Below are 26,889 nucleotides of genomic sequence, written 5' to 3'. Positions count from 1 at the left end.
CTCCGCGCCCCGCGCGCTCCTTTCGTCGTCGCCCGTGACGATCCGGCACTGCATCCTTCGATGTACGCGGCGCCGGCGGCGGATCATCACCGATAGGGAGGCCCCGGCCGCCGCTCCCGTGTTGGATGGCAGGGTGAGCCCCTTTGCAGCCCCCGGCCGCCCGCACCGCGACGACCTCCTCATCGCGGCCGCCGGCCTGCTCGGCGGCGTGCTGCTGTGGTTCCTCGGACTGCACGGCGGCCCGCCCCTGTTCGGCCTGCCCGCGCAGCTCGCACTGGCCGCCCTCGCCGCGATGGCCGGCGCCGAACTGCTGCGCCGCACCGCGCCCCGCGCGGCTCTGGCCGTCGGCGTGGCGGCGATGGTCCTCGACGTCCTCTGCGGCACGTTGATCGCCACCGTCCTGATGTTCACCGACGTGATCTACGCGGCCGTCATGTACGGCACCCCGGCCGCGGCCCGCCGTATCCCGCGCGCCTGCGCCCTGGTCACCGTCCTCGCCACGCTGCTGCCCGTCGCCCTGCTCCGCGACCCGCAGGCGCTGCTCATCGGCGTCGCGGTCGGCGTCGGCACGATCGGCCCGGCCTGGACCGCGGTCATCATCCGCAACCACCGCGAGGCCGCCCGGGCCGCCCGGCTGCGTGCCGAGCAGACCGCGCTGCTGGCCGAACTGGACCGCCGGGAGGCCGTGCTCGCCGAGCGCGCCCGGATGGCCCGCGAGCTGCACGACATGGTCGCGAACCACCTCTCCGCCATCGCCATCCACGCCACCGCCGCGCAGGCCCTCGACGACCCCGACGCGACCGGGGACGCGCTCGGCGTCATCCGCGAGAACAGCGTGCAGGGCCTGGCGGAGATGCGCCGCCTCATCGGCCTCCTGCGGGACGCCGGGGCCCAGGACGCGCCGGCCGCCACGCCCCGGCTCGACGCCCTGGACGCCCTCCTGGAGCGGGCCCGCGGCCACGGCGCGGACAGCGGTCTCACCTTCGTCCTCGCCGACGAGCGCCCGCCCGGCGGCCCGGCGCTCGCCGCGCCGGTGGAGCTCGCCGCGTACCGCATCGTCCAGGAGTCCGTGACCAACGCGCTCAAGCACGCGGTGCCCGGCGAGGTGACCGTCCGCCTCGGCCGCGCGGACGGCTCCCTGACCCTCGCCGTCACCAGCCCGTACGGCCGCCGGCCCGGCCCCCGCGCGCCCGGTTCCGGCGCCGGCCTGGTCGGCATGCGCGAGCGGGCCGCCCTGCTGCACGGCACGTTCGACGCGGCCCCCGACGGGGACGTGTGGCGCGTACGCGCGACCCTGCCCGCCGACGAGAAGGAGCATGACCGATGACCGACCGCACCGACCGCCCGATCCGGGTCCTGGTGGCCGAGGACCAGTCGGCCGTCCGCGCGGGACTGGTCCTCATCCTGCGCTCGGCGCCCGACATCGAGGTGGCCGGCGAGGCCGCCGACGGCGAGGAAGCGGTCCGGCTGGCCGCCGCGCTCCGGCCCGATCTGGTGCTGATGGACGTCCAGATGCCCCGGCTGGACGGCGTCTCGGCCACCCGGGAGATCACTGGTCAGGGGCTGGCCGACGTCCTGGTGCTGACCACGTTCGACCTGGACGAGTACGTCTTCGGGGCGCTGCGCGCCGGCGCTGCCGGGTTCCTGCTGAAGACCAGTGACGCGGCGACGCTGCTGACGGCGGTCCGTACGGTGGCGGCCGGGGAGGGGATCATCGCGCCCGCCGTCACCCGGCGGCTGATCGCGGAGTTCGCGGCACCGCGCCCGGCCGCCGCGACGGCGGACCCGGCCGTACTGGACGTCCTCACCCCGCGGGAGCGCGAAGTGCTGGGCTGCCTCGGGGAAGGGCTCTCCAACGCGGACGTCGCGGCCCGCCTGGACATGGCGGAGGCGACGGTCAAGACGCATGTCAGCCGGTTGCTGAACAAGCTGGAGCTGCGCAGCCGGGTCCAGGCAGCCGTCCTCGCCCAGGAGCTGGGCCTCGGCCGCGAGCACGCCTAGGACGGGGCCGGCCGCGCGGCACCCCCCGGAAAACAGGAAACCCGGACAGTCGTCACGCCACGTTGACTCTCTGTCCGGGTGGTGCCGCCTCCAGCCACGCGAGGAAGCCGGTCAGCGCGTCCTCACTCATCGCCAGCTCCAGGCGCGTGCCCCGATGCCGGCAGGCGAGGACGAGGGAGTCGGAGAGCAGGGCGAGCTCCTCCTCACCCTCCGGGCTGCGGCGCTCCAGCACCTCGATGGAGGCCCGCTCCAGGACGCGCCGTGGACGCGGCGCGTAGGAGAAGACGCGGAACCACTCGACACGGTCACCGTTGTACCGGGCCACGCCGTAGATCCAGCCTTTGCCGCTGGGCTCGCCGTCCGGCGTCGTGACGGCCGCCGCGGCGGGCACGTCCCAGCGCAGGCTGCAGTCGAACGTGCCGCCGGACCGCTGGATCAGCCGCCGTCGCAGTCCGAAGACGAAGAGCCCCAGTAGTACCAGGACGACGACCGCGGCGCTCACACACAGAGCGAGGACCATCTCCACCGACCTCCTCGCCTCGAATACGGGTCACGCACCTGCATCGGCTCAGCCGCGGACCGCTCTGGAGAATTCCAGCGCAGCCCGCGGCTGAGGGTAAAGCTCGTCTGTGTCAGGGCTCAGTGAGCGCCTGCCACCGCACGCAGCCGGACATCGGCGCGGCGCTCGGCGGCCGCGTCGGCCTCCGACTTCGCCCGCTCCAAGGCCCGCTCCGCGCGCTGGACATCGATCTCGTCCGACAGCTCGGCGATCTCCGCGAGCAGAGAAAGCTTGTTGTCGGCGAACGAGATGAAGCCGCCGTGCACCGCGGCGACGACCGTGCCGTCCCCGCTTTCGCCGGTCGTACGAATCGTCACCGGACCGGACTCCAGCACGCCGAGCAGCGGCTGGTGACCGGGCATGACGCCGATGTCGCCCGACGAGGTGCGCGCGACGACCAGGCTGGCCTCGCCGGACCAGACCTGACGGTCCGCGGCGACCAACTCGACGTGCAGCTCAGCCACGATGGCTCCTCGGGTCTCCACCTGCCGGGATCAGCAGATGACGGGTCAAATACTAGTGGGCGTCGGGCCCGGGGGCGGCCACGGCCGCCCCCGGATCCGGAAGCCGGGGTCAGGAGACGCCCAGCTCCTTGGCGTTGGCCTTGAGGTCCTCCAGGCCACCGCACATGAAGAACGCCTGCTCGGGGAAGTGGTCGTACTCACCGTCGCAGATCGCGTTGAACGCGGCGATGGACTCGTCCAGCGACACGTCCGAGCCGTCGACACCGGTGAACTGCTTCGCCACGTGGGTGTTCTGCGACAGGAAGCGCTCGACACGGCGGGCGCGGTGGACGACGAGCTTGTCCTCTTCGCCCAGCTCGTCGATACCGAGAATCGCGATGATGTCCTGCAGGTCCTTGTACTTCTGCAGGATCGTCTTCACGCGCGAGGCGCAGTCGTAGTGCTCCTGCGAGATGTACCGCGGGTCCAGGATGCGGGACGTCGAGTCCAGCGGGTCCACCGCCGGGTAGATGCCCTTCTCCGAGATCGGACGCGACAGAACGGTCGTGGCGTCCAGGTGGGCGAAGGTGGTCGCCGGCGCCGGGTCGGTCAGGTCGTCAGCGGGGACGTAGATCGCCTGCATCGAGGTGATCGAGTGACCACGGGTCGAGGTGATGCGCTCCTGGAGGAGGCCCATCTCGTCCGCCAGGTTCGGCTGGTAACCCACCGCGGAGGGCATGCGGCCCAGCAGGGTGGACACCTCGGAACCCGCCTGGGTGTACCGGAAGATGTTGTCGATGAAGAAGAGGACGTCCTGCTTCTGGACGTCACGGAAGTACTCCGCCATCGTCAGACCGGCCAGGGCCACGCGCAGACGGGTGCCCGGGGGCTCGTCCATCTGGCCGAAGACCAGCGCGGTCTTGTCGATGACGCCGGAGTCCGTCATCTCCTCGATGAGGTCGTTGCCCTCACGGGTGCGCTCACCGACGCCCGCGAACACCGACACACCGTCGTGGTTGTTGGCCACACGGTAGATCATTTCCTGGATCAGAACGGTCTTGCCGACACCGGCACCACCGAACAGACCGATCTTGCCGCCCTTGACGTACGGGGTCAGCAGGTCGATGACCTTGACGCCGGTCTCGAACATCTCGGTCTTGGACTCGAGCTGGTCGAAGGTCGGGGCCTTGCGGTGGATGGGCCAGCGCTCGGTGACCTCGGAAGCCGCCTCCGGCTTGTTGAGGATCTCGCCGAGGGTGTTGAACACCTTGCCCTTGGTGACGTCACCGACGGGGACGGTGATGCCCGTGCCGGTGTCGGTCACCGAGGCCTGGCGGACCAGACCGTCGGTGGGCTGCATCGAGATCGCGCGGACCAGGCCGTCGCCCAGGTGCTGGGCGACCTCGAGGGTCAGCGTCTTCTTGGCGCCGGCCTCGGCCGGGTCGGCGACCTCGACGGTCAGCGCGTTGTAGATGTCCGGCATCGCGTCGACGGGGAACTCCACGTCGACGACCGGGCCGATGACCCGCGCGACGCGGCCCGTCGCCGTGGCCGTCTCAACAGTGGTGGTCATAGTTGTCAGTCACTCCCCGCGGTCGCGTCGGCCAGTGCGCTCGCGCCACCGACGATCTCGCTGATTTCCTGGGTGATTTCGGCCTGGCGGGCCTGGTTGGCAAGCCGCGAGAGCGACTTGATGAGCTCTTCCGCGTTGTCGGTCGCCGACTTCATCGCACGCCGGCGGGCGGCGTGCTCGGAGGCGGCGGCCTGCAGCAGCGCGTTGTAGATGCGCGACTCGACGTACCGCGGCAGCAGGGCGTCCAGGACGTCCTCCGCCGACGGCTCGAAGTCGAACAGCGGCAGCAGCTCGGTCGTGGACTTCTCGTCCTCGCCGTCCTTCGCGTCGAGGCTGAGCGGCAGCAGCCGGTCCTCGATCGGCGTCTGCGTCATCATCGACACGAACTCGGTGAAGACGATGTGCAGCTCGTCCACGCCGCCCTCGGCCGTGTCCTTCTGGACGGTCTCGATGAGCGGTGCGGCGACGGCCTTGGCGTCCGCGTACGTCGGGCTGTCGGTGAAGCCGGTCCACGACTCCTCGACCTTGCGCTCGCGGAAGGCGTAGTACGACACACCCTTGCGGCCGACGATGTAGGTGTCGACCTCCTTGCCCTCACCCTTGAGCCGCTCGGTGAGCTGCTCGGCGGCCTTGATGGCGTTGGAGGAGTAGCCGCCCGCGAGACCGCGGTCGCTCGTGATGAGCAGGACCGCGGCCCGGGCCGGCTGCTCCGCCTCGGTCGTCAGCGGGTGCTGGGTGTTCGAGCCGGTGGCAACCGCCGTCACCGCGCGGGTCAGTTCACTCGCGTACGGCGTCGATGCCGCCACCTGGCGCTGCGCCTTGACGATGCGCGAGGCGGCGATCATCTCCATCGCCTTGGTGATCTTCTTGGTCGCGGTGACGGAGCGGATGCGACGCTTGTAGACCCGGAGCTGGGCTCCCATGGATCAGGTCCCTTCCGTCGTCACTTGGCGGCGCTGACCGAAGCGTCCTCACCGAGCAGCTTGCCGTCCGAGGTCTCGAACTGCTGCTTGAAGGTGGAGACCGACTCGGTAAGGGCCTGAATGGTGTCGTCGGACATCTTGCCGCCCTCGACGATGCTGGTGAGCAGCTCCTTCTTCTCGCGGCCCATCCAGTCCAGGAGCTCGCGCTCGAAGCGGCGGATGTCCTCCACCGGGACGTCGTCCATCTTGCCGGTGGTACCGGCCCAGATGGAGACGACCTGCTCCTCGACGGGCATCGGCTGGTACTGACCCTGCTTGAGCAGCTCGGTCATGCGCTGACCACGGGCGAGCTGGGCCTTGGAGGCGGCGTCCAGGTCGGACCCGAAGGCGGCGAACGCCTCCAGCTCACGGAACTGGGCGAGGTCCACACGGAGGCGGCCGGAGACCTGCTTCATGGCCTTGTGCTGCGCGGAGCCACCGACTCGGGAGACCGAGATACCGACGTTCAGCGCCGGGCGCTGGCCCGCGTTGAACAGGTCGGACTCCAGGAAGCACTGGCCGTCGGTGATGGAGATGACGTTGGTCGGAATGAACGCCGACACGTCGTTCGCCTTGGTCTCGACGATCGGCAGACCGGTCATCGAGCCGGCGCCCATGTCGTCCGACAGCTTCGCGCAGCGCTCCAGCAGACGCGAGTGCAGGTAGAAGACGTCGCCCGGGTAGGCCTCACGGCCCGGCGGACGGCGCAGCAGCAGCGACACGGCACGGTAGGCGTCGGCCTGCTTCGACAGGTCGTCGAAGATGATCAGGACGTGCTTGCCCTGGTACATCCAGTGCTGGCCGATGGCGCTGCCGGTGTAGGGGGCGAGGTACTTGAAGCCCGCCGGGTCGGACGCCGGAGCCGCGACGATCGTCGTGTACTCCAGGGCGCCGGCCTCCTCCAGGGCACCGCGCACGGACGCGATGGTGGAGCCCTTCTGGCCGACCGCGACGTAGATGCAGCGGACCTGCTTGTTCGGGTCGCCCGAGCGCCAGTTGTCGCGCTGGTTGATGATGGTGTCGACGGCCAGCGCGGTCTTGCCGGTCTGGCGGTCGCCGATGATCAGCTGACGCTGACCGCGGCCGATCGGCACCATCGAGTCGACGGCCTTGTAGCCGGTCTGCATCGGCTCGTGCACCGACTTACGGACCATGACGCCCGGAGCCTGCAGCTCCAGGGCGCGGCGGCCCTCGGACTCGATCTCGCCGAGGCCGTCGATCGGGTTGCCCAGCGGGTCGACGACGCGGCCGAGGTAGCCCTCGCCCACGGCGACCGAGAGCACCTCACCGGTGCGCTGCACCGGCTGGCCCTCCTCGATACCGCTGAACTCACCGAGGACGACCGCACCGATCTCGCGCTCTTCGAGGTTCAGCGCGAGGCCGAGGGTGCCGTCCTCGAACTTCAGCAGTTCGTTCGCCATCGCCGAGGGAAGTCCCTCGACCTTCGCGATGCCGTCACCGGCCTCGCTGACCGTCCCGACCTCCTCGCGCGAGGCCGCGTCCGGCTTGTACGCCTGGACAAAGTTCTCCAGCGCGTCCCGGATCTCCTCCGGCCGGATCGTGAGCTCCGCCATCTGGGTTCCCTGCTCTCCTTGTTGGGCCCGAAGTCTTCATGCGGGGTACGGTTCTCCCCCGCCGCAGGCAGGGGGCGGGTCGCCCCCTTGATCTTTCCCTGCGTACGGCCCAACTCGGGCCGCTGCTCATGCTGTTGAGTTGGTTGGCTGCCTCAGCCGGCCATCCGCCGGGTCGCCTCGTCCAGGCGCTCGGAGATGGTGCCGTTGATGACCTCGTCACCGATGCGCACCTGCACGCCGCCGAGGACCTCGGGGTCCACGTCGAGGTTCAGGTGGACCCGCCGGCCGTACAGCGAGGCGAGGGCAGCGCCCAGGCGCTGCTTCTGCGACTCGCTGATCGGCACCGCGGAGGTGACCACCGCGACCAGCCGGTCCCGGCGGTGCGCGGCCAGCTTGGACAGGGCGTCCAGCCCCGCCTCCAGGCTACGGCCCCGCGGCTGTGCGACGAGTCGTACGACCAGCCGCTCGGTGACCGCGTCGGCGCGGCCGCCCAGCAGCGAGCGGATCAGCCCGGCCTTGGCCGTGTTGTCCGCCCGGCGGTCGACGAGTGCGGAGCGCAGCTCGGGCGAGGAGGCGACGATCCGGCCGAACCGGAACAGCTCGTCCTCCACGTCGTCGAGCGCGCCGGACCGCTGCGCGGCGGCGAGGTCGGCGCTGTACGCCAGCTCCTCGATGCCGTCCACCAGGTCACGCGACTGCGACCAGCGGGAGCGGACCATGCCGGAGACCAGATCGACGGTCTCGCCGCCGACCTGGCTGCCCAGCAGGCGCCCGGCCAGCTCGGCCTTGGCCTCGCCGGACTGCGCCGGGTCGGTGAGGACCCGACGCAGCGACACCTCGCGGTCGAGCAGCGCGGTGACGGCAGCCAGCTCCTCGGCGAGCTTCGCCGCGTCGACGGCCGTGTTGTCCGTCAGCGCGTCGAGACGCTCGCGTGCGGAGGCCAGTGCCTCGCGGCTCGCTCCATTCATCGGCCGGCCTCGGCCTTCGCCGAGTCGGTCGCCGCCTTGGCCTCGAGCTCGTCGAGGAAGCGGTCGATCGTGCGGCTCTGCCGGGCGTGGTCCTCGAGGGACTCACCGACGAGCTTGCCGGCCAGGTCGGTGGCGAGCTTGCCCACGTCCTGGCGCAGCGTCTGCGCGGCCTGCTTCCGGTCCGCCTCGATCTGGGCGTGACCGGCGGCGATGATCTCCTCACGCTGCCGCTGGCCCTCCGCGCGCATCTCGGCGATGAGCGCGGCACCCTGCTCCTGCGCCTCCTGGCGCAGGCGCGCGGCCTCGTGGCGGGCGTCGGCGAGCTGGGCCCGGTAGTCCTCCAGGACCTGCTGGGCCTCGGCCTGGGCGGCCTCCGCCTTCTCCATGCCACCTTCGATCGCCGCGCGGCGCTCGTCCAGAACCTTGTTGATGTTCGGGAGGAGCTTCTTGGCGAGGAAGCCGAAGACGATGAAGAAGGCGATCAGGCCGATGACAAGCTCTGGGATCGGCGGGATGAGGGGGTTCTGCGGAACCTCTACCTCACTCGCCAGGCTGACCAGGGTCACGTCAATGCCTTCCGTCTAAATGAGTTCGTCGTAGTGCTTCGGCTTACTTGTAAACGAAGCCCATGACGATGCCGATGAGGGCGAGCGCCTCACAGAAGGCGAAACCCATGATCTGGTTGGTGCGGATCAGGCCGGCGGCCTCGGGCTGGCGGGCCAGGGCCTGGGTGCCGTTACCGAAGATGATGCCGACGCCGACGCCGGGGCCGATCGCGGCGAGGCCGTAGCCGATGGCGCTGACGTTGCCGGACACGGTGTCGGTGGCGGCGAGGTTGACCATGTCGAGAGCAGCGGACATGCCGTTACTTCCTTCTCTTGCACGGACCGGTGGGGGTTGGCCACCGGACGTCTGGTGGGTATCGGGGAGGCGGGGTGCTCAGTGGTGCTCGGCGAGCGCGCCCTGGACGTAGTTGCAGGCCAGCAGCACGAAGACGTACGCCTGGACGGCCTGGATGAAGAGCTCGAAGGCGGTCATCACGATGGTCATCACGAAGGATGCGCCTGCGTAGACGAAACCGACGCCGTTCGCGAGGTAGAAGCTGGCGATGGTGAACATCACGAGCAGCATGTGGCCCGCGAACATGTTCGCGAAGAGCCGGACCGCGTGGGTGAAGGGGCGGATGATCAGGTTCGAGAAGAACTCGATGATCATCAGCAGCGGCAGCACCGCGCCGAGCGACTTGTCGTAGCCGGTGATGTTCTTCCAGCCGCCCACGAAGCCGTGCTTCTTGAAGGTCAGGAACACCCACAGCACCCAGACCATCAGGGCGAGGCCGGCGGGGAACGCGATGACCGAGGTCACCGGGAACTGGGCGACCGGAATGATCGACCAGATGTTCATGATCCACACGAAGAAGAACAGCGAGACCATGAAGGGGACGTACTTGTCGCCCTCCTTCTTGCCGAGCGCGTCGTACACGAGCCCGCGGCGCACGAAGTCGTAACCGGCCTCGGCGATCATCTGCATCTTGCCCGGCACGACCTTCGCCCGGCCGAAAGCAGCCCAGAAGAACCACACCACGACGATGGTGCTGAGCAGGGCCAGCAGCATCGGCTTGTTGAAGTTGAAGCTGCCGATCGAGAAGAGCGGCTCGAAGACGAACGAGTGCAGGCCGGGAGCCTCGAAGCCACACCCTGGAATGAAGAGGTGACACTCGGTGTTAAAGGCGAGCGTATTCAGGTCAGCACTCACCGCGAGCTCCTTCAGCGTGGCGCATAGGTACGGCAACCTCGTTGTGTCGGCGCGGCGTTGATCCGCGGAACGGCACTGGACTGGTCTTACGGATTTGGGGGCGGCACATCGGCACTGGGCCGGTTCGCATCACAGGCGGGGGCCGCAGGAGATGTGCGTCCTGCCCCGGGGGACTCGGGAGCCGCGCCGCCTGCGCCAACTGTGCCGCAGATGGCACCGGACGATAGCAGGCTCTCACGACTGTGTTTATCCCGGCCCTACGTCTCACGGCGTGGACCCCGCCGTTTCCGCGCGCTTGGCTTCCGCGGCATCGGGGTCGACGTAGAGAATCTTCGCCTTCATGTACCCGCGGGCCTGTGCGCCGATCCACACGAGAGTGGCGGCGAGCAGCGAGAACGCGAAGGCCTTGGTGTCGAAAAAGGTCGTGTCCTTGAACGCCAGCAGGAAGACCCCGACGAACAGGATCTGCACTGCGTACAGCAGCAGCCCCATCATCTGGAACAGCGAGGGGTATTTCTTCGCGGTCTGCTGGAGGACGACGAGGCTGAGACCCATCACGAAGAGCACCAGCGCCACACCGACCACGGCACCGATCGCGCCCTTACCGCCGGCGACCAGCGCACTGACGACGACAGCGAGAACGCCGACGACAAGCGTAGGGACGAGGGCACGAAGAAACAGGCGAGCGTCATGTGACTGCATGGCGGCGCTCCGGCGGGGTGGGGGCAGGTGTGCTCGCGGACGAGCGTAGACCCGGTACGACGGCGAGCTGCCGAGCCGAGCGGCCCGACCGACTCGGGACTTACGGCTCTATCACCGGGTCTCGTGAACGGTATCACAAACTATTTGATGAGGTCTTTACCTACTTCGTGTGCTACCTGTCACACGTGAGCAGTACCCCGCGCGTTGGTGCGCTGACGACCGCCGCTTTGTGTGCTATGCGGACGGAATCGTCTGATTTTCAGTGTGGCAAACATAATCCCCGAAAGATGTCAGGGAAGTTTCCGGAACCCACGCTTCAGCGCCGGCTGCCGACCCGCCGCCAGTCGTGGAAACGGGACCGGTCGCCGATCGCGGTGGCGCCGTTGACCCCCGCCGGCACCGGCTCCCGCCGGCCCTCCTCCGGCACCGCGGCACCGGCCGGCCCGGCTTCCGGAGCCACGCCTTCCGCGACAGCCGTACGGGTCTGCCGCCGGTAACGGGGCGGCACCATCCACTCGGCCCAGCGCGGCGCCCGCGGCGTGAAGCGCGGCAGCAGCAGGAGGACGAGGCCGACCGCGCTCAGCGCGACGATGCCCAGGACGATCCAGACACTGGCGTTGTTCACCGAGTACGCCACCGCGCCGAACGCGATCAGCGCCGACCAGAAGTACATGATGAGCACGGCACGGCTGTGCGAGTGACCGATCTCCAGCAGCCGGTGGTGCAGGTGGCCGCGGTCGGCCGTGAACGGCGACTGGCCGTTCCAGGTCCGCCGCACGATCGCGAGGACCAGGTCGGCGAAGGGCACCGCGATGATCGTCAGTGGCAGCAGCAGCGGGATGTAGACCGGCACCATCGTGTGCACCGCGGCCCGCTCGGAGCCGGCGAACAGCTGCATCGCGTCCGGGTCCACCTGACCCGTGACCGAGATCGCGCCCGCGGCCAGCACCAGCCCGATCAGCATCGAACCCGAGTCGCCCATGAAGATCCGCGCCGGGTGCATGTTGTGCGGCAGGAAGCCCAGGCACATGCCCATCAGGATCGCCGCGAAGAGCGAGGCGGGCGCCGCCGCCTCCAGGCCGTAGCCGTACCAGATGCGGTACGCGTACATGAAGAACGCGGCGGCCGCGATGCACACCATGCCCGAGGCGAGCCCGTCCAGGCCGTCGACGAAGTTCACCGCGTTGATGGTGATGACGACCAGCGCGACGGTGAGCAGCGTGCCCTGCATGGGGGTCAGCGAGACCGTGCCGACACCGGGCACCGGGATCCACAGGATGGTCAGGCCCTGCAGGACCATCACGCCCGCGGCGATCATCTGCCCGCCGAGCTTGATGAGGGCGTCCACGCCCCACTTGTCGTCCAGGACGCCGAGCACCCAGATCAGCGCGGCGCCCGAGAGGAGCGCGCGTGGCTCGTTGGAGAACTCGAAGACGCTCTTGATGTTCGTGAAGTGGGCGGAGACCAGCAGACCCGCGCACAGACCACCGAACATCGCGATGCCGCCCAGGCGCGGCGTCGGTTCTCGGTGCACATCGCGGGCGCGGATCTCCGGCATCGCGCCGGCCGCGATCGCGAATTTCCGTACCGGCCCGGTCAGCAGGTAAGTGACCGCGGCCGTGACGCACAGCGTCAGCAGGTATTCACGCACGGGCTGCCCCATTGGTATCGCTGGCCATCACAGCCACACACCATATGCGTGTCCGCCCCTCAGCCGTGAATGTAGGTAAGGACGTTCCTCGTGCGGAAGCGGTTCCCGGATTCAGGCGTGCGGGGGATATGGCGGGAAGTGCCGGACCAGTTCCGTCGTCCCCGCCCGGGCCGTGCCGTCCTCCCGGAGCGCCGCTCCGATCAGTGCCCCGATGCGTGTCATCTCGGCTTCCCCCATTCCCTGAGTGGAAACAGCGGCCGTGCCCAGCCGGATGCCCGTCCTGCGCGTCGCGGCGTCCGCCGGACAGGGCAGCGCGCAGGTGTCCAGGACGATGCCGGCCGCGGCCAGCCGCCCGCGCGCCGTCCGGGCGTCCAGGCCCAGCGGCGCGGTGTCGGCGGTGATCAGGTGCGTGTCGGTGCCCCCGGTGGTCACCGTCAGGCCCTCGCCCGCCAGCGCCTCGGCGAGCACCCGCGCGTTGGCCGTGACCCGGCGGGCGTACGCCGCGAACGCGGGCGTGGCGGCCTCCCCGAACGCCACCGCCTTCGCCGCGACCGTGTGCATCTGCGCACCGCCCTGGGTGAACGGGAACACCGCCCGGTCGATCCGCTCGGCCAGGTCGGCGCCGCACAGGATCATGCCGCCGCGCGGGCCGCGCAGGACTTTGTGAGTGGTCGCGCACACCACGTCGGCGTACGGCACCGGATTCGGCGCCGCTCCCCCGGCCACCAGTCCGATCGGGTGCGCGGCGTCCGCGATGAGGTACGCGCCCACGTCGTCGGCGATCTCACGGAAGGCCGCGTAATCGATGTGGCGCGGGTAGGAGATCGAGCCGCAGACGATGGCCTTCGGGCGGCGCCGTACCGCCAGCTCCCGGACGGCGTCGTAGTCCAGCAGCCCGGTGTCCGGGTCGACGCCGTACCCGGCGAAGTCGAACCAGCGGCCGGAGAAGTTCGCGGGCGAGCCGTGCGTCAGGTGGCCGCCGTGCGGCAGCGCCATGGCCAGCACGCTGTCCCCGGGGCGCAGCAGCGCTGCGTAGGCCGCCAGGACGGCCGAAGAGCCGCTGTGGGACTGCACGTTGGCGTGTTCGGCGCCGAACAGGGCCCTGGCGCGCTCCACGGCCGTCCGCTCGGCGAAGTCCACCAGCTCGCAGCCGCCGTGGTGGCGGGCGCCGGGGTAGCCCTCGGCGTACTTGTTGGCGAGCGGGGAGCCGAGCGCGGCCAGCACGGCGGGCGAGGAGAAGTTCTCCGCGGCGATCAGCTGGAGCCCGGCGGCCTGCCGGGCGCTCTCGCCGAGCAGCGCGTCGGCGATCTGCGGGTCCTGGGCGCGCAGCTGGTCGAAGCCGGGGCCGCCCCAGGGGGCCGGGACCGCGCTCCCGGGCTGCGGCCCGTCGCTCTGCTGCCGGACCGGCCGGGAGTGCGGGGTGGCGCTGCGGGTGGACGCGGGAGTCGCTGGCATCGCTCGCTCCGGGCCTCGTACGGGGGACGTACGTCCAATGTAGGCGCGGAACGGCCTCCGGGCGCGGTGTACGGCGCGACAGAGCGGCCGGGCGGGTGGCAGGCGCGGTTTTACGGCCACCGGGCGGTCAGGGCGGCACAGGGCCGCTCAGGCGCGTGCGGGGACTCCTGTGAGGGCGGTGACGACCGGATCGAGGGCCTGGTTGATCTCGTCGCCGATGGAGCGGAAGAACGTGATGGGCGCGCCGTAGGGGTCGTGCACCTCGTCGGCCTCGGCGTTCGGCGCGAGCAGCCAGCCGCGCAGCGCGGCGGCTGCGCCGACCAGCGCGCGCGCACGGGCGACCAGCCCGCCGTCGGGCAGCGCCGGGTCGGGCTCGGGCAGGGTGGCCGGGTCTATGGCCTTCACCAGCCGGTTGAACTCCTTGAGGGTGAAGGTGCGCAGGCCCGCGGAGTGGCCCATGGAGATGACCTGGGCGCGGTGGTCACGGGTGGCGGTCAGCACGAGGTCGGCGCGGATGACGTGCTCGTCCAGCAGCTCGCGGCCGATGAACCCGTCCGGATCCGCGCCGTAGTCGGCGAGCACGGTGGCGGCGTGGGTCTCCATCGGGGCGCCCTCGTGGCCCCAGGTGCCGGCGCTCTCCACCACGATGCCGCTGGTCAGCTCGGTACCGAGTCTGCGTTGCAGGCCATGGCGGTGCAGCCGCTCGGTGATCGGCGAGCGGCACACGTTGCCGGTGCTGACGTGGAGGATGCGGAAGGTGTAGCCGTCCTGCGTTCCCGCTATGCCACGCCCCTGCGGGGCCATCAATTGGCCACCTCGAGCTCGGGTACGACCTTGCGGAGCTCGTCGGCGTCGATCGCGCCGGCCCGGAGCAGCCGCGGGATCCTGCCGGTCACGTCGACGATGGAGGACGGCACGGCGGCCGGGGTGGGCCCGCCGTCCAGGTACACGGAGACGGAGTCGCCCAGCATCTCCTGGGCGGCGTCGCAGTCCTGCGGGGAGGGGTGGCCCGTGAGGTTGGCGCTGGAGACGGCCATCGGGCCGAACTCGGTCAGCAGCTCGATGGCGACGGGGTGCAGCGGCATCCGTACCGCCACCGTGCCGCGGGTCTCCCCCAGGTCCCAGGTCAGCGACGGCTGGTGCCGGGCGACCAGGGTGAGGGCGCCGGGCCAGAAGGCGTCGACCAGCTCCCAGGCCTGCTCGGAGAAGTCGGTGACCAGGCCGTGCAGGGTGTTCGGGGAGCCGACGAGGACCGGCGAGGGCATGTTGCGGCCGCGGCCCTTGGCCTCCAGGAGGTCGCCGACGGCCTCCGAGCTGAAGGCGTCCGCGCCGATCCCGTAGACGGTGTCGGTCGGCAGCACGACCAGCTCCCCGCGCCGGACCGCCGAGGCGGCCTCACGCAGGCCGGTCGCGCGGTCGGTCGCGTCGCTGCAGTCGTATCGCCGTGCCATTAGCGGGCCTCCTGGTGCGGAACGGTGGTGGGGGTGGAGCGGCACCCGGCGGTGGCCGGGGCCCGGTGGGGAACTGCGGGTCCGGTCACGGCGTCGCCCTGCGGGCGGTCGCGAAGCGTGGCCGGTTGTTCAGGTCGGGGTGGTCGGCCGCGTCCGCCCAGCCGCGCTCCTCGGTGAAGATCCACGGCACCTGGCCGCCCTGGGTGTCGGCGTGTTCGATCACGACGACGCCGCCGGGCCGCAGCAGGCGGTGTGCGGTGCGCTCGATGCCCCGGATGGTGTCCAGGCCGTCCTCGCCGGAGAAGAGCGCGAGCTCGGGGTCGTGGTCGCGCGCCTCCGGTGCGACGTGCTCCCACTCGGTCAGCGGGATGTACGGCGGATTGGAGACGACCAGGTCCACCTGGCCGTCCAGCTCGGGCAGCGCGGTCAGCGCGTCGCCCTGATGGAGAACGACGCGGGACCCCTCGACGTTCTTGCGTGTCCACACCAGGGCGTCCTCGGACAGCTCCACGGCGTGCACCCGCGAGCGCGGCACCTCCTGGGCGAGCGCGAGCGCGATGGCACCGGAGCCGGTGCACAGGTCGACGATGAGCGGCTCGACGACGTCCATCGCGCGGACGGCGTCTATCGCCCAGCCCACCACCGACTCGGTCTCCGGCCGGGGCACGAACACGCCGGGGCCGACGTGCAGCTCCAGGTACCGGAAGAACGCGCGCCCGGTGATGTGCTGGAGCGGCTCGCGGGCCTCGCGGCGGGCGATCGCCTCCCAGTACCGGGCGTCGAAGTCCGCGTCGGCCACCATGTGCAGCTGGGACCGCTTGACGCCGTGCACGTGGGCGGCGAGCTCCTCGGCGTCGAAGCGCGGCGAGGGCACGCCGGCGTCGGCCAGCCGCTGGGTCGCCTGGGCCACCTCGGCGAGCAGCACGGACCGGGCTGTGGGCCCGCGGCCAGGCCGCTGAGGAACGCCGTGGCCCCCGGGAGACTGCTGCACTGGTCCTCCAGCCGGTACGTACTTCGGTCGTGCGGTGCGGAGCGGGCGGCGACGCCCGCGGCTTACTGGGCGGCGGCGAGCTTGGCCGCCGAGTCGGCGTCCACGCAGGCCTGGATCACCGGGTCGAGCTCGCCGTCCAGCACTTGGTCCAAGTTGTACGCCTTGAAGCCCACCCGGTGGTCGGAGATCCGGTTTTCCGGGAAGTTGTATGTCCGGATGCGCTCGGAGCGGTCGACCGTACGGACCTGACTGCGACGGGCGTCCGACGCCTCCCGCTCGGCCTCCTCCTGCGCCGCCGCGAGCAGCCGGGAGCGCAGGATGCGGAGCGCCTGCTCCTTGTTCTGCAGCTGGCTCTTCTCGTTCTGGCAGGAGACGACGATGCCGGTGGGCAGGTGGGTGATGCGCACGGCGGAGTCGGTGGTGTTGACCGACTGGCCGCCGGGGCCCGACGAGCGGTACACGTCGATCCGCAGGTCGTTCGGGCCGATCTCGACCTCGACCTCCTCGGCCTCGGGCGTGACGAGCACGCCGGCGGCGGAGGTGTGGATGCGGCCCTGCGACTCGGTCGCGGGCACCCGCTGCACGCGGTGCACGCCGCCCTCGTACTTCAGGCGGGCCCACACGCCCTGGCCGGGCTCGGTCTGGCCCTTGGTCTTCACGGCGACCTGGACGTCCTTGTAGCCGCCGAGGTCGGACTCGTTGGCGTCGAGGATCTCGGTCTTCCACCCGATCCGCTCGGCGTAGCGCAGGTACATCCGCAGCAGGTCGCCGGCGAACAGCGCGGACTCCTCGCCGCCCTCACCGGCCTTGACCTCCAGGATCACGTCCTTGTCGTCGCTGGGGTCGCGCGGGACGAGCAGCAGCCGGAGCTTGTCGGTCAGCTCCTCGCGGCGGACCTCCCCCTCCTTGACCTCCTCGGCGAAGTCGGGGTCGTCGGCGGCCAGTTCGCGGGCCGTCTCGATGTCGTCGCCGGTCTGCTTCCAGGCACGGTACGTGGCGATGATCGGGGTCAGTTCGGCGTAACGCTTGTTGAGCCGCATCGCCTCGCGCTGGTCGGCGTGGACCGCGGGGTCGGCGAGCCGCTTCTCGAGGTCGGCGTGTTCGCCGATCAGTTCCTCGACCGCCTCGAACATCGTGGTGTTCCTCTGCTGGCTGGAATGTACCGGGGGCGCCCGCGGCCGGAGGGACCGGCGGGGTAGGGAAGGCAAAACGCCGGTCCGGTCGCCCCTGCGCAGGGGCGACCGAGAACCGGCGCCTTGTGGGTCGCTACTTCTTGCCGGACCCGGCGTTCTTGCCGAAGCGGGCCTCGAAGCGGGCCACGCGGCCACCGGTGTCGAGGATCTTCTGCTTGCCCGTGTAGAACGGGTGGCACTCGGAGCAGACGTCGGCACGGATGGTGCCGTCCGCAACGGTGCTACGGGTGGTGAACGAGGCGCCACAGGTGCAGCTGACCTGGGTCTCGACGTACTCCGGGTGGATGTCGCGCTTCAAGGGTTTCTCCTATGTATCGGGAGGGCACCGGGTCGTGCTCGCGGGATGCGTCACGTGAACCGGGGCCGACGGTCCAGTTTGCCAGTACTGGCCGCATCTCCCCAAACCGGGGGGCGGCTCCCGTTATTCCCGGCCCCCGCAGGGGCCGGAAGCCGGGGCCGCCTTCTTCACCGTACGTAGTTGCTCGTGCCGCCCTTGTCGCCGGCCGAGTCCTTCAGGGCCGACTCCGGGATCGCCCTGTCCTCCCGCAGCGCCTTCCAGACCTGCTTGTTCGCGGCCTCCAGCGGCAGCACCCGGTTCGGGTTCTGCGGGTCGTACGTCACCGGCAGCGTCGCCATGTCGATGTGGTTCGAGCCGATGCCGCCCACGCTCTTGGCCAGGTCGACCAGCGCGTTGACCGAGTTCAGCCGGGTGTCGGTGGTGATCGCCTTGGTGGCGGTGTCCGCGATGTCGTACAGCTTCGTCGGGCTCGACGTCACGCCCAGCTGCTTGAACTGGTCCATCAGCGCCTTGATGAAGGTCTGCTGGAGCTGGATGCGGCCCAGGTCACTGCCGTCACCGCCGGGCACGCCGTGCCGGGTGCGGACCAGGCCGAGGGCCTGCTCGCCGTCCAGCTTGTGCGTACCGGGGTCCAGGTCGAGGTGGCTGTCCGGGTCGTGGATGGGCTTCGTCGTGGTGATGTCGACGCCGCCGAGGGCGGTGATCAGCTTCTTGAAGCCGCTGAAGTCGACCTCGACGAAATGGTCCATACGGATGCCGCTCATGGACTCCACCGTCTTGACGGCACAGGCCGGGCCGCCGACCTCGTAGGCGGTGTTGAACATGACGTGCTGCGCCGGCGGCGTCTCCTGGCCGCCCTTGGTGCACGAAGGCCGCGAGATCAGGGTGTCCCGGGGGATGGAGACCACGCTGGCCTTCTTGTGGCCCTTGTAGACGTGCACCACCATCGCGGTGTCGGAGCGGGCGCCGCCCCCGTCGGAGCCGTACTTGGCGTTGTCCCCGGCCCGGGAGTCCGAGCCGAGCACCAGGATGTCCATCGACCCGTTGTCGACGTCGTCCGGGCGGTCGGCGCCCAGGGCCGCGTCGATGTCGACGCCCTTGAGGTTGCCGTTGAGCTGGTAGTAGACGTACCCGAGGCCCGCGCCGCCCAGCAGTACGCAGCTCACCAGGGCACACAGTGCGATCGTCAGCGCCCTGCGGCGCCTCGTGGGTCCCTTGCGCCGGCGGCCGGTGGCGCGTATGCCGCGGGAACGGCCCTCGGCCGTCCGCGCGGCCCTGCTGCTGTCCGCCATCTGCTCCTCAGTCCTCGCTGCTCGGCTGGCCCCGCCGTCTCCCCGGCTGTCACGTCCTCTCACCGGTGGTGGTCTCGCACCCTGTCAGACGGGAGGCATCCGGGAAGGGTTGCACAGACCGCGGGGGCGGCCCGCCCGCTCCGGCCAGACCCGGCGAAGCCGGCGTACAGCCGTTCGTACACCCGCTCACCAGGGATTTCGTCCGGAACGACGCGCGCGGGAGGGGACGGATACGGACTTTATGTCTGTGCGGAAGGTCTCAGGGCGGCGAATGTGTCACACCATTTTCACGGGCCGTCCGCACGGCGGCGGCACGACGAGGCCCTCCCCGTCACCGGAGTGACGGGGAGGGCCTTGCGGACGGTGCCGGCGGGCGTCAGTCGTTGCCGTTGCCCGGGGTCGGCGTCGTCTTCTGGATCTGCAGCAGGAACTCCGCGTTGGACTTCGTCTGCTTCATCTTGTCCAGCAGCAGCTCGATGGCCTGCTGCTGGTCCAGGGCGTGCAGCACCCGGCGCAGCTTCCACACGATCGACAGCTCGTCGCTGGACATCAGGATCTCTTCCTTGCGCGTACCGGACGCATCCACGTCCACCGCGGGGAAGATGCGCTTGTCCGCGAGCTTCCGGTCGAGCTTGAGCTCCATGTTGCCGGTGCCCTTGAACTCCTCGAAGATCACCTCGTCCATCCGCGAGCCGGTCTCGACCAGCGCGGTGGCCAGGATGGTCAGTGAGCCGCCGTCCTCGATGTTGCGCGCGGCACCGAAGAAACGCTTCGGGGGGTACAGCGCGGTCGAGTCGACACCACCGGACAGGATGCGGCCGGAGGCGGGCGCCGCGAGGTTGTACGCGCGGCCCAGACGGGTGATGGAGTCCAGCAGGACGACGACGTCGTGGCCCAGCTCCACCAGGCGCTTGGCCCGCTCGATGGCGAGCTCGGCGACGGTGGTGTGGTCCTCGGCCGGGCGGTCGAAGGTCGAGGAGATGACCTCGCCCTTGACCGACCGCTGCATGTCGGTGACCTCTTCCGGACGCTCGTCGACGAGGACGACCATCAGGTGGCACTCGGGGTTGTTGCGGGTGATCGCGTTGGCGACCGCCTGCATGATCATGGTCTTACCGGTCTTCGGCGGGGCCACGATCAGACCGCGCTGGCCCTTGCCGATCGGCGACACGAGGTCGATGATCCGCGTGGTCAGCTGGCCGGCCTCGCCCTCCAGGCGCAGCCGCTCCTGCGGGTACAGGGGCGTCAGCTTGCCGAACTCCGGTCGGCCGCGGCCCTGTTCGGGGGCGACGGAGTTGACGGAGTCCAGCCGCACGAGCGCGTTGAACTTCTCCCGGCGCTCGCCCTCGCGGGGCTGCCGGACCGCACCGGTGACGTGGTCACCCTTGCGGAGGCCGTTCTTGCGGACCTGGGCGAGGGAGACGTACACGTCGTTCGGGCCCGGGAGGTAGCCGGAGGTCCGGATGAACGCGTAGTTGTCGAGGATGTCCAGGATGCCCGCGACGGGGATCAGGACGTCGTCCTCGGCGACCTGCGGCTCGGCACCGAAGTCGTCCCGGCCGCGACGGCCGCGGCGGTCGCGGTAACGGCCCCGGCGGCCACGGCGGCCGCCCTGGCCCTCGTCGTCGAAGTCGTCCTGGCGGTTGCCGCCGCCCTGCTGGCGGTTGCCGCCGCCCTGCTGGCCGCCGCCGTCGTTGCCGTCGTTGTTCTTGCGGCGGTCACGGTCGCGGCCCCGGCCGCGGTCGCCCTTCTGGCCGCGGTCCTGGCGGTCACCCCGGTCCTGGCGGTCGCCGCGGTCCTGGCGGCCCTCGCCGCCCTTGCGGCCCTCGCCGTCCTGGCCGGACCCGTCCTTCTGGCCGTCCTTGACCTCGGTCTTCGGCTCGGCCTTGGCCTCGCCACGGGATCCGTCCCTGGCCTCGCCGGCGGCGGACTCGGGGCTGCCGGCCGCGGCGGTGGCGCGCCGCCGGCGGCGCTCGCCGGCCGGCTGCTCGTCGCCGGCGCCCTGGCCGGGGATCTCGATCTGCTGCTGGCCGGCGGCGGTGTCCGCGGCCTTCTCCGCCTTGGCGGGCTTCTCGGCGCCCTTCTCGGCGCTCTTGTCGGCCGCGGCCTCGCCGGTACGGGCCTTGGAGGTCGCCCGGCGCTTCGGCTTGGCCTCGGCGGGCGCCTCGGCAGGCGCTTCGGCGGCCTTGGCCGCACCGGCCCCGCCGGCGGCCTGCTTCTCCTTGATGACCTCGATGAGCTGGCTCTTGCGCATCCGCGCGGTGCCCTTGATGCCGAGGCTGGAGGCTACCTGCTGCAGCTCGGCCAGGACCATGCCCTCGAGGCCGGTGCCGGAACGGCGTCGCCGCGAGGCACCAGTGGCGGCCCCGGTGGCAGGCGCGGCGGGAGCGTCCGTGGCGGGCGCTGCGGCATCGCCATCGGTGCGTACGCCCATCAGATCGGTGGTGTCGCTCACGAAGGGTCCTTCCCTGGAGCGGGCGTCGGCCTGTCTGGCTCGGCGACCGGTTGTGCTGTCCGACCGCGGTCCCTCGACATTCACGGGCCGGGCCGGGGCGGTGGTCCCGCCGGATTCGGCGGAGAGATCAGTTCATGGTTCCGACGCGAAAGATGCTGCGCATTCATGCAGGTCACGCTTCATGCACATCACGCCGATTTCCGGAGCGTGCTCGCTTCTGCTTTAGGCCTTCGCTCCAAGCAGGTTGGGAGGCTCCCGGAAGAAAGGTGGTCCCGACTGGGGACACGAAGCACCTCGCCGCTGCGGCGTCGGGTACTCACTTGAGGTTAACACTACCGGATCCAACAAACATTCCCCCTCTCTCAGACCGGCAATCCGTCGGTCACCCGGCGAGCGGCAGCACGCTCGTTCCCGCTGCGTCGAGGGAGAGCCGGTTGGCCGCCCATCCCTCGCCCGCCAGGCACGCGACCTTGTCGGCCGCTCCCTCCTCGACCAACGCGAGCACCGTCGGGCCCGCGCCGGACACGACCGCGGGGACGCCGTCCGCGCGCAGTCGGTTCACCAGGGCGATGCTCTCCGGCATGGCCGGCGCGCGGTACTCCTGGTGAAGTCGGTCCTCGGTCGCGGCGAGCAGCAGCTCGGGGCGCCTGGTCAGGGCCTCGACGAGCAGTGCGGCGCGACCGGCGTTCGCCGCGGCGTCACCGTGCGGGACGGTGCGCGGCAGCAGGCCGCGCGCGGTCTCGGTGAGCACCGGCTTACCCGGTACGAAAACCACCGGAACGACGGAATCGGCGGGGTCCATCCTGATGGCACGGGCCGCGCCGGCGTCCATCCAGGACAGGGTGAACCCGCCGAGCAGGCAGGCGGCGACGTTGTCGGGATGGCCCTCGATCTCGGTGGCCAGTTCCAGCAGCCCGGCGTCGTCGAGCTTCTGCTCGCCGCCTATCGTCACGGCGCGGGCCGCCATGATGCCGGCGCAGATGGCCGCGGAGGAGGAGCCCAGGCCACGGCCGTGCGGGATGCGGTTGGCGCAGACGACCTCCAGGCCGCGCGGCTGGCCGCCCAGCAGGTCGAACGCGGTGCGCAGGGACCGTACGAGCAGGTGGCTCTCGTCGCGCGGCAGGTTGTCGGCACCCTCACCCGCGATGTCGATGTGCAGTCCGGAGTCGGCGACACGTACTACGACGTCGTCGTACAGACCCAGGGACAGGCCGAGGGCGTCGAAGCCGGGACCGAGATTGGCGCTGGTGGCGGGGGTGCGCACCCGGACGGCGGCGGCGCGGAACGCTGGACCGGCCATCGCTCGATGACTCTCCTTGATGTGAAACTGCGGTACTGCCCCGAAGCGCCGCGGCACCGAGGCACCTGATCGGCTCATGGGGTCCGTTCTGACCTGCCCTGCACACCACTGCACTATGCCGCGGGGAGGGGAGTTGGCTGCCAGCCTATCGAAGGAAGGTTCAGTGGCGACATAGGGCGCACGGGAGGCGCACGATGCGTGTCGCGCGCCCTCTCATGCCACACCACTCACTTTGCAGCCTTTGCAGGATTTGCCCTGTGGGGCCGTACGGGGCCGGTGCGACACGCGCGCCGACCCCGTCCGGACCGCTCCGACCGGCTGTTTCCGGTCGAATTTTTGTCTTACGGCAGATGTCTTACGCCAGGCCCAGGCGCTCGGCGGCGGCGTCCGCGTCGACCGGCACCGTCACGGGCTGCGGCGCGCCGGCCACCGCCCAGTCCGGGTCCTTCAGACCGTTGCCGGTCACGGTGCAGACGATCTTCTGGCCCGGGTCGACCCTGCCCTCCTCGGCGGCCTTCAGCAGACCGGCCACCGAAGCAGCCGAGGCGGGCTCCACGAAGACCCCCTCCTGTGAGGCCAACAGGCGGTAGGCAGCGAGGATCTGACGGTCGGTCACCTCGTCGATGGCGCCGCCCGACTCGTCCCGCGCGGCCTCCGCGAAGGACCAGGAGGCCGGGTTGCCGATGCGGATCGCGGTGGCGATCGTGCTCGGGTCCTTGACCACCTCGCCGCGCACGATCGGCGCGCTGCCGGACGCCTGGAAACCCCACATGCGAGGCGCCCGGGAGGAGATCCCGTCGGCCGCGTACTCCTTGTAGCCCTTCCAGTACGCGGTGATGTTCCCGGCGTTGCCGACGGGCAGCACGTGGATGTCGGGCGCGTCGCCGAGCATGTCCACGATCTCGAAGGCCGCGGTCTTCTGGCCCTCGATGCGCACCGGGTTGACGGAGTTCACAAGTGCGACCGGATACTTCTCCGACAGTCCGCGCGCCAGCGTCAGACAGTCGTCGAAATTCCCGTCGACCTGCAGGATCTTCGCCCCGTGCACCAGGGCCTGGCCCATCTTGCCCAGCGCGATCTTGCCCTGCGGGACGAGGACGGCGCTGACCATACGGGCCCGCACGGCGTACGCAGCGGCGGAGGCCGAAGTGTTGCCCGTGGAGGCGCAGATGACGGCCTGCGCGCCCTCCTCCTTGGCCCGGGTGATGGCCATCGTCATGCCGCGGTCCTTGAAGGAACCGGTGGGGTTGGCACCCTCGACCTTGAGGTGCACCTCACAGCCGGTGCGCTCGGAGAGCACCTGCGCCGGTACGAGAGGCGTACCGCCCTCGCGAAGGGTGACGACCTCGGTCGTGTCCTTGACCGGCAGGCGGTCGCGGTACTCCTCGATGATGCCGCGCCACTGGTGGGTGGTACCGGCACTGGTAATGGCAGACATGGGTTCCTTTACTCCCCTTCGACCCGCATGATGCTGGCGACGTCCCGGACGGTGTCCAGATTGCGCAGTGCCTCGACGGTCGAGGACAGCGCGGCGTCGGCAGCGCGGTGGGTGACGACGACGAGGGACGCCTCGCCGCCTCCGTCCGGCCGGCCTTGCTGACGGACCGTATCGATCGATACGCCGTGCTCGGCGAAGACCATGGCGACCTGGGCCAGGACGCCGGGTTTGTCGGCCACATCGAGGCTGATGTGGTAGCGGGTGACGACCTCACCCATGGGGCTGACCGGCAGCTGCGTGTACGCGGACTCGCCGGGCCCGGTGGCCTCGCTGAGCTTGTTGCGGCAGACCGCGACGAGGTCGCCGAGGACGGCCGAGGCGGTCGGCGAGCCGCCGGCGCCGGGCCCGTAGAACATCAGCTGGCCCGCCGCCTCCGACTCCACGAAGACGGCATTGTAGGCCTCCCGTACGGACGCCAGCGGGTGCGTCAGCGGGATCATCGCCGGGTGGACCCGCGCGGTGACCGAGGCACCGTCAGCGGCCCGCTCACAGATCGCCAGCAGCTTGACCGTGCAGCCCATGCGCTTGGCGGAGGCGATGTCGGCCGCGGTGACCTCGGTGATGCCCTCGCGGTGCACGTCGTCGATGGTCACCCGGGTGTGGAAGGCGATACCGGCGAGGATGGCGGCCTTGGCGGCGGCGTCGAAGCCCTCGACGTCCGCGGTCGGGTCGGCCTCGGCGTAACCGAGCGCGGTGGCCTCGTCCAGCGCCTCGCTGTACCCGGCCCCGCTGGTGTCCATCTTGTCGAGGATGAAGTTGGTCGTCCCGTTCACGATGCCGAGCACCCGGTTGACCTTGTCCCCGGCCAGCGACTCGCGCAGCGGCCGGACCAGCGGGATCGCGCCGGCCACGGCGGCCTCGTAGTACAGGTCGGCGCCGTGCTCCTCGGCGGCCGCGTGCAGCGCCGCGCCGTCCGCCGCGACCAGTGCCTTGTTGGCGGAGACGACGCTCGCGCCCTGCTCGAAGGCGGTGAGGATGAGCTTCCTGGCCGGCTCGATGCCCCCGATGACCTCGATCACGACATCAATGTCCCCGCGCTTGACCAGCGCGGTCGCGTCCGTGGTGACCAGCTCGGCGGGCACGCCCTCGCGGACCCGGTCCGGCCGGCGCACGGCGATGCCCGCGAGCTCCACCGGCGCGCCGATCCGGGCTGTGAGGTCGTCAGCGTGCGTCGTCATGATGCGCGCCACCTCTGAGCCGACCACACCACAGCCCAGGAGCGCCACCTTCAGCGGACGCGTACGCATCATTCGACCTCTGCTCTTCCTCGTGATGGCCACGACGGCCATGTGCCTGTTCGCAATGGACCAGTCTCACTCACCGGACGGCAATTTCTGCACCTCGTCCAGATCGCGAGACATTTATTTCACTTATCCGACATCGAGCCGCAGGAGATCTTCCTCCGTCTCACGCCGGACAATCACCCGGGCCTCGCCCTGGCTCACCGCCACGACCGGCGGCCGCAGCGCGTGGTTGTAGTTGCTGGCCATCGACCGGCAGTACGCACCGGTCGCCGGCACGGCCAGCAGGTCACCCGGCGCGAGGTCCGACGGCAGGAACGCGTCCCGCACGACGATGTCACCGCTCTCGCAGTGCTTGCCGACCACCCGCGAGAGCATCGGCGCGGCGTCCGAGGCCCGCGAGACCAGCGCCACGCTGTACTCCGCGTCGTACAGCGCCGTACGGATATTGTCCGACATCCCGCCGTCGACGCTCACGTACGTCCGCAGGCCCTCCAGCTCCTTGACCGTGCCGACCTCGTACAGCGTGAACGCGGTCGGGCCCACGATGGCGCGGCCGGGCTCGACGGACAGCCGGGGCACGGCGAGCCCGGCGGCCTCGCACTCGTGCCGCACGATCTCCCCCAGCGCCTTGGCGATCTCGTGCGGCTCGCGGGGGTCGTCGTCCGAGGTGTAGGCGATGCCGAGCCCGCCTCCCAGGTCGATCTCCGGCAGCTCGACCCCGTGCTCCTCGCGCACCTCGGCCAGCAGCTGCACCACTCGCCGCGCCGACACCTCGAACCCGGCCATGTCGAAGATCTGCGACCCGATGTGCGAGTGGATGCCGGTGAGCTCCAGCCCGTCCAGCTTCAGCACCCGGCGCACGGCCTCCGCGGCCTGCCCGTCGGCCAGCGCGATGCCGAACTTCTGGTCCTCGTGCGCGGTGGCGATGAACTCGTGCGTGTGCGCCTCCACCCCCACGGTCACCCGGATCTGCACCGCCTGCCGCTTCCCCAGCTGGTCGGCGATGTGCGCGACGCGCGCGATCTCCTGGAACGAGTCGACGACGATCCGCCCGACCCCGGCCTCCACGGCCCGCCGGATCTCGTCCTCACTCTTGTTGTTGCCGTGCAGCGCGATCCGCTCCGCCGGCATCCCGGCCGCCAGCGCGGTGGCCAGCTCGCCCCCGGAGCAGACGTCGAGGTTCAGCCCCTCCTCGTGCAGCCACCGCACGATGGCCCGCGACAGGAACGCCTTCCCGGCGTAGAAGACATCGGCATCGTCCCCGAAGGCGTCCTTCCAGGCCCGGCACCGAGCCCGGAAATCGTCCTCGTCCAGGAAGTAGGCAGGCGTACCGAACTGCTCCTTCAGGTCGGCGACGGAGAGGCCGCCGACGGTGACGACACCGTCGGCGTTGCGCCGCACCGTACGGGACCAGACCCGCGGGTCCAGGTCGTTCAGGTCGGCGGGCGGAGCGGTGTAGTGGCCCTCGGGCAGTACGTCGGCGTGGCGGGGCCCTGCGGGGTGCGCGGAACGGCTCATGGCGGT

At 70.5% G+C, this 26,889-nt stretch carries 25 protein-coding genes; 2 read left to right on the top strand and 23 right to left on the bottom strand.

All coding sequences use genetic code 11. The annotated features are described in order from the left end of the window. Window positions 1–133 precede the first annotated feature (133 nt). Both AAC944_RS25040 and AAC944_RS25035 read left to right on the top strand, forming a co-directional pair. A complete protein-coding gene (locus AAC944_RS25040) occupies window positions 134–1,327 on the top strand; it encodes a sensor histidine kinase (RefSeq protein ID WP_030621215.1) in 1,194 nt (397 codons plus the stop codon). Then, on the top strand, window positions 1,324–2,001 hold the full coding sequence (locus AAC944_RS25035; RefSeq protein WP_030621213.1) for a response regulator: 678 nt from the start codon (window positions 1,324–1,326) through the stop codon (window positions 1,999–2,001). Before AAC944_RS25040 ends, AAC944_RS25035 begins: the two co-directional genes overlap by 4 nt. A gap of 52 nt (window positions 2,002–2,053) precedes the next feature. On the opposite strand, the gene AAC944_RS25030 is transcribed toward AAC944_RS25035, so the two are convergent. The 23 genes from AAC944_RS25030 to lysA form a co-directional block, all read right to left on the bottom strand. After that, the gene (locus tag AAC944_RS25030; RefSeq protein ID WP_030621211.1) at window positions 2,054–2,521 is read right to left on the bottom strand and encodes a DUF2550 domain-containing protein; all 468 of its coding nucleotides are present in this window, start codon (window positions 2,519–2,521) and stop codon (window positions 2,054–2,056) included. 119 nt (window positions 2,522–2,640) lie between these two features. Continuing rightward, on the bottom strand, window positions 2,641–3,024 hold the full coding sequence (locus AAC944_RS25025; RefSeq protein WP_030621208.1) for a F0F1 ATP synthase subunit epsilon: 384 nt from the start codon (window positions 3,022–3,024) through the stop codon (window positions 2,641–2,643). Between the two features lie 109 nt (window positions 3,025–3,133). Beyond that, window positions 3,134–4,576 carry a F0F1 ATP synthase subunit beta gene (gene atpD / locus AAC944_RS25020; protein ID WP_030621206.1) on the bottom strand — a complete coding sequence of 481 codons (1,443 nt, stop codon included), beginning with the start codon at window positions 4,574–4,576 and terminating at the stop codon, window positions 3,134–3,136. A gap of 5 nt (window positions 4,577–4,581) precedes the next feature. Continuing rightward, window positions 4,582–5,499: a F0F1 ATP synthase subunit gamma gene (locus AAC944_RS25015; RefSeq protein ID WP_030621203.1), complete on the bottom strand. Its 918-nt coding sequence runs from the start codon at window positions 5,497–5,499 to the stop codon at window positions 4,582–4,584. 20 nt (window positions 5,500–5,519) lie between these two features. Further along, window positions 5,520–7,112: a F0F1 ATP synthase subunit alpha gene (gene atpA, locus AAC944_RS25010; protein ID WP_030621199.1), complete on the bottom strand. Its 1,593-nt coding sequence runs from the start codon at window positions 7,110–7,112 to the stop codon at window positions 5,520–5,522. 152 nt (window positions 7,113–7,264) lie between these two features. Beyond that, window positions 7,265–8,080 carry a F0F1 ATP synthase subunit delta gene (locus tag AAC944_RS25005; protein WP_030621196.1) on the bottom strand — a complete coding sequence of 272 codons (816 nt, stop codon included), beginning with the start codon at window positions 8,078–8,080 and terminating at the stop codon, window positions 7,265–7,267. Next, window positions 8,077–8,640 carry a F0F1 ATP synthase subunit B gene (locus AAC944_RS25000; protein WP_030621193.1) on the bottom strand — a complete coding sequence of 188 codons (564 nt, stop codon included), beginning with the start codon at window positions 8,638–8,640 and terminating at the stop codon, window positions 8,077–8,079. Before AAC944_RS25000 ends, AAC944_RS25005 begins: the two co-directional genes overlap by 4 nt. A gap of 49 nt (window positions 8,641–8,689) precedes the next feature. Beyond that, window positions 8,690–8,941, bottom strand: a complete 252-nt coding sequence (gene atpE / locus AAC944_RS24995) for an ATP synthase F0 subunit C (protein ID WP_030621191.1) — start codon at window positions 8,939–8,941, stop codon at window positions 8,690–8,692. Window positions 8,942–9,019: 78 nt separating this feature from the next. Continuing rightward, on the bottom strand, window positions 9,020–9,835 hold the full coding sequence (atpB, locus tag AAC944_RS24990) for a F0F1 ATP synthase subunit A (protein WP_030621188.1): 816 nt from the start codon (window positions 9,833–9,835) through the stop codon (window positions 9,020–9,022). 264 nt (window positions 9,836–10,099) lie between these two features. Further along, complete coding sequence (locus AAC944_RS24985; protein ID WP_030621184.1) at window positions 10,100–10,537, bottom strand: Cg1360 family ATP-synthase-associated protein; 438 nt, start codon at window positions 10,535–10,537, stop codon at window positions 10,100–10,102. Between the two features lie 316 nt (window positions 10,538–10,853). Next, window positions 10,854–12,200 carry an MraY family glycosyltransferase gene (locus AAC944_RS24980; protein WP_030621181.1) on the bottom strand — a complete coding sequence of 449 codons (1,347 nt, stop codon included), beginning with the start codon at window positions 12,198–12,200 and terminating at the stop codon, window positions 10,854–10,856. 99 nt (window positions 12,201–12,299) lie between these two features. Then, a complete protein-coding gene (gene glyA, locus AAC944_RS24975) occupies window positions 12,300–13,643 on the bottom strand; it encodes a serine hydroxymethyltransferase (RefSeq protein WP_030621177.1) in 1,344 nt (447 codons plus the stop codon). 147 nt (window positions 13,644–13,790) lie between these two features. Beyond that, complete coding sequence (locus AAC944_RS24970) at window positions 13,791–14,450, bottom strand: arsenate reductase/protein-tyrosine-phosphatase family protein (protein WP_107054219.1); 660 nt, start codon at window positions 14,448–14,450, stop codon at window positions 13,791–13,793. Beyond that, a complete protein-coding gene (locus AAC944_RS24965) occupies window positions 14,447–15,094 on the bottom strand; it encodes an L-threonylcarbamoyladenylate synthase (RefSeq protein ID WP_030621170.1) in 648 nt (215 codons plus the stop codon). Before AAC944_RS24965 ends, AAC944_RS24970 begins: the two co-directional genes overlap by 4 nt. Before the next feature lie 85 nt (window positions 15,095–15,179). Continuing rightward, window positions 15,180–16,019: a peptide chain release factor N(5)-glutamine methyltransferase gene (gene prmC / locus AAC944_RS24960; RefSeq protein WP_030621168.1), complete on the bottom strand. Its 840-nt coding sequence runs from the start codon at window positions 16,017–16,019 to the stop codon at window positions 15,180–15,182. A 128-nt stretch (window positions 16,020–16,147) separates the two neighbouring features. Beyond that, a complete protein-coding gene (gene prfA / locus AAC944_RS24955) occupies window positions 16,148–17,218 on the bottom strand; it encodes a peptide chain release factor 1 (RefSeq protein ID WP_030621165.1) in 1,071 nt (356 codons plus the stop codon). A 133-nt stretch (window positions 17,219–17,351) separates the two neighbouring features. Beyond that, a complete protein-coding gene (gene rpmE, locus AAC944_RS24950; RefSeq protein ID WP_030621163.1) occupies window positions 17,352–17,576 on the bottom strand; it encodes a 50S ribosomal protein L31 in 225 nt (74 codons plus the stop codon). 167 nt (window positions 17,577–17,743) lie between these two features. Further along, window positions 17,744–18,868, bottom strand: a complete 1,125-nt coding sequence (locus AAC944_RS24945; RefSeq protein ID WP_030621160.1) for an LCP family protein — start codon at window positions 18,866–18,868, stop codon at window positions 17,744–17,746. 376 nt (window positions 18,869–19,244) lie between these two features. Beyond that, complete coding sequence (gene rho / locus AAC944_RS24940; RefSeq protein WP_030621158.1) at window positions 19,245–21,323, bottom strand: transcription termination factor Rho; 2,079 nt, start codon at window positions 21,321–21,323, stop codon at window positions 19,245–19,247. A 382-nt stretch (window positions 21,324–21,705) separates the two neighbouring features. After that, window positions 21,706–22,623: a homoserine kinase gene (thrB, locus tag AAC944_RS24935; RefSeq protein WP_030621156.1), complete on the bottom strand. Its 918-nt coding sequence runs from the start codon at window positions 22,621–22,623 to the stop codon at window positions 21,706–21,708. 355 nt (window positions 22,624–22,978) lie between these two features. Next, entirely contained in the window at window positions 22,979–24,061 is a 1,083-nt protein-coding gene (gene thrC / locus AAC944_RS24930) for a threonine synthase (protein WP_030621153.1), read from the bottom strand. 8 nt (window positions 24,062–24,069) lie between these two features. After that, the gene (locus tag AAC944_RS24925; protein WP_030621149.1) at window positions 24,070–25,371 is read right to left on the bottom strand and encodes a homoserine dehydrogenase; all 1,302 of its coding nucleotides are present in this window, start codon (window positions 25,369–25,371) and stop codon (window positions 24,070–24,072) included. A 120-nt stretch (window positions 25,372–25,491) separates the two neighbouring features. Beyond that, window positions 25,492–26,883: a diaminopimelate decarboxylase gene (lysA, locus tag AAC944_RS24920; protein WP_030621146.1), complete on the bottom strand. Its 1,392-nt coding sequence runs from the start codon at window positions 26,881–26,883 to the stop codon at window positions 25,492–25,494. Between the last annotated feature and the right edge of the window lie 6 nt (window positions 26,884–26,889).

The organism is Streptomyces sclerotialus (genome assembly GCF_040907265.1).
Classification (GTDB): domain Bacteria; phylum Actinomycetota; class Actinomycetes; order Streptomycetales; family Streptomycetaceae; genus Streptomyces; species Streptomyces sclerotialus.
The sequence above is the reverse complement of the archived record's forward strand: the minus strand, read 5'-3'. Positions and strand labels throughout refer to the sequence as shown.